This is a genomic window from Streptococcus suis (assembly GCF_019794615.1).
GTDB classification, from domain to species: domain Bacteria; phylum Bacillota; class Bacilli; order Lactobacillales; family Streptococcaceae; genus Streptococcus; species Streptococcus suis_AI.
This window is the reverse complement of the sequence record NZ_JAIMDU010000067.1, coordinates 1-2,861: the sequence shown is the minus strand read 5'-3', so window position 1 is coordinate 2,861 and position 2,861 is coordinate 1. Positions and strand designations below refer to the sequence as shown.

The following is a 2,861-nucleotide window of genomic DNA, read 5'->3' as shown; positions in this document are numbered from 1 at the left end:
CCTCGCATCATATCGTAACTCGCCGGTTCATTCTACAAAAGGCACGCTCTCACCCATTAACGGGCTCGAACTTGTTGTAGGCACACGGTTTCAGGTTCTATTTCACTCCCCTTCCGGGGTACTTTTCACCTTTCCCTCACGGTACTGGTTCACTATCGGTCACTAGAGAGTATTTAGGGTTAGGAGATGGTCCTCCCAGATTCCGACGAGATTTCGCGTGTCTCGCCGTACTCAGGATACTGCTAGGTATAAAGAATATTTCAAATACGAGGCTATTACTCTCTTTGGCCTACCTTCCCAGGTAGTTCTTCTATACTCTTTAAGTCCACATTGCAGTCCTACAACCCCGAGGAGTAAACTCCTCGGTTTGCCCTCCTGCCGTTTCGCTCGCCGCTACTAAGGCAATCGCTTTTGCTTTCTCTTCCTGCAGCTACTTAGATGTTTCAGTTCACTGCGTCTTCCTCTTCACTACCTTAACAGTAGTGAGTGACAGGCATTACCTGCCGGGTTCCCCCATTCGGACATCCCTGGATCATTGCTTACTTACAGCTCCCCAAGGCATTTCGTCGTTAGTCACGTCCTTCTTCGGCTTCTAGTGCCAAGGCATCCACCGTGCGCCCTTATTAACTTAACCTTATTAACCTAATTTTTTCAAAAATTAGAAAACTCATTAAATATTCACAGCGTTTTCGGTTTATTTTCTTGTTACTATTTCTTTATGTATCCTTACAGATACACAAGGAATGTTTGATAGATATTCAATTTTCAATGGACAAGTTTAGGATATGAACGACGGTCGCTTCTGCGAAACTTCTGTAGAAAATTAGGAATCTGACGTTGTGTCTTGCACACAAGGAAGATTATCTATTTTCCTAGGAAGTTAGTCGTGAATTCAACTTCACTGGTATTCAGTTTAGTAGGATTTCTATCCTAATGGAGCCTAGCGGGATCGAACCGCTGACCTCCTGCGTGCAAAGCAGGCGCTCTCCCAGCTGAGCTAAGGCCCCACGTATAATTACGTGTTTACTGTATTGTTAAAAACTATTAAGGGACTTTTGAGAAGTCAAATTGTATTCGAACTAATATCCAAGTGAAAAAGATAAACTTCCTTGTGTGTTGATCACACTACGTCAGTTTCCTTTTTTCATACGGATTTCTTAACGTTCTCATTACTTAGTTCAAAACCTCTCAAAATTAAAGAAGACTCACGTACAGGTTCCATTTCCTTAGAAAGGAGGTGATCCAGCCGCACCTTCCGATACGGCTACCTTGTTACGACTTCACCCCAATCATCTATCCCACCTTAGGCGGCTGGCTCCTAATAGGTTACCTCACCGACTTCGGGTGTTACAAACTCTCGTGGTGTGACGGGCGGTGTGTACAAGGCCCGGGAACGTATTCACCGCGGCGTGCTGATCCGCGATTACTAGCGATTCCGACTTCATGTAGGCGAGTTGCAGCCTACAATCCGAACTGAGACTGGCTTTAAGAGATTAGCTTGCCGTCACCGACTTGCAACTCGTTGTACCAGCCATTGTAGCACGTGTGTAGCCCAGGTCATAAGGGGCATGATGATTTGACGTCATCCCCACCTTCCTCCGGTTTATTACCGGCAGTCTCGCTAGAGTGCCCAACTGAATGATGGCAACTAACAATAGGGGTTGCGCTCGTTGCGGGACTTAACCCAACATCTCACGACACGAGCTGACGACAACCATGCACCACCTGTCACCAGTGTTCCGAAGAAAAATCCTATCTCTAGGACGGTCACTGGGATGTCAAGACCTGGTAAGGTTCTTCGCGTTGCTTCGAATTAAACCACATGCTCCACCGCTTGTGCGGGCCCCCGTCAATTCCTTTGAGTTTCAACCTTGCGGTCGTACTCCCCAGGCGGAGTGCTTAATGCGTTAGCTGCGGCACTGAGTCCCGGAAAGGACCCAACACCTAGCACTCATCGTTTACGGCGTGGACTACCAGGGTATCTAATCCTGTTCGCTCCCCACGCTTTCGAGCCTCAGCGTCAGTTACAGACCAGAGAGCCGCTTTCGCCACCGGTGTTCCTCCATATATCTACGCATTTCACCGCTACACATGGAATTCCACTCTCCCCTTCTGCACTCAAGTTTGACAGTTTCCAAAGCGTACTATGGTTAAGCCACAGCCTTTTACTTCAGACTTATCAAACCGCCTGCGCTCGCTTTACGCCCAATAAATCCGGACAACGCTCGGGACCTACGTATTACCGCGGCTGCTGGCACGTAGTTAGCCGTCCCTTTCTGGTAAGTTACCGTCACTGTGTGAACTTTCCACTCTCACACACGTTCTTCTCTTACAACAGAGCTTTACGATCCGAAAACCTTCTTCACTCACGCGGCGTTGCTCGGTCAGGGTTCCCCCCATTGCCGAAGATTCCCTACTGCTGCCTCCCGTAGGAGTCTGGGCCGTGTCTCAGTCCCAGTGTGGCCGATCACCCTCTCAGGTCGGCTATGTATCGATGCCTTGGTGAGCCGTTACCCCACCAACTAGCTAATACAACGCAGGTCCATCTCATAGTGAAGCAGTTGCTCCTTTCAAGCATCTACCATGCGGTAAATACTGTTATGCGGTATTAGCTATCGTTTCCAATAGTTATCCCCCGCTATGAGGCAGGTTACCTACGCGTTACTCACCCGTTCGCGACTCATGATTAATGGTGGAGCAAGCTCCGGTATCAATCATGCGTTCCACTTGCATGTATTAGGCACGCCGCCAGCGTTCGTCCTGAGCCAGGATCAAACTCTCATTAAAAGTTTTGATTCAAACTCAAGCTATTGCTAGCTTTCCGTTTTATTGTTTTTGTTTTGTCATTGACGATTTATCCT

At 48.0% G+C, this 2,861-nt stretch carries 1 tRNA gene and 2 rRNA genes; all 3 read right to left on the bottom strand.

The window, feature by feature from the left end:
* Positions 1-634: ribosomal RNA gene (locus tag K6V43_RS11305) — 23S ribosomal RNA — on the bottom strand; the annotation flags it as partial.
* Positions 635-934: 300 nt separating this feature from the next.
* Positions 935-1,007: transfer RNA gene (locus tag K6V43_RS11300), tRNA-Ala, on the bottom strand.
* A 223-nt stretch (positions 1,008-1,230) separates the two neighbouring features.
* A 16S ribosomal RNA gene (locus K6V43_RS11295) occupies positions 1,231-2,787 on the bottom strand.
* Positions 2,788-2,861: the final 74 nt, after the last annotated feature.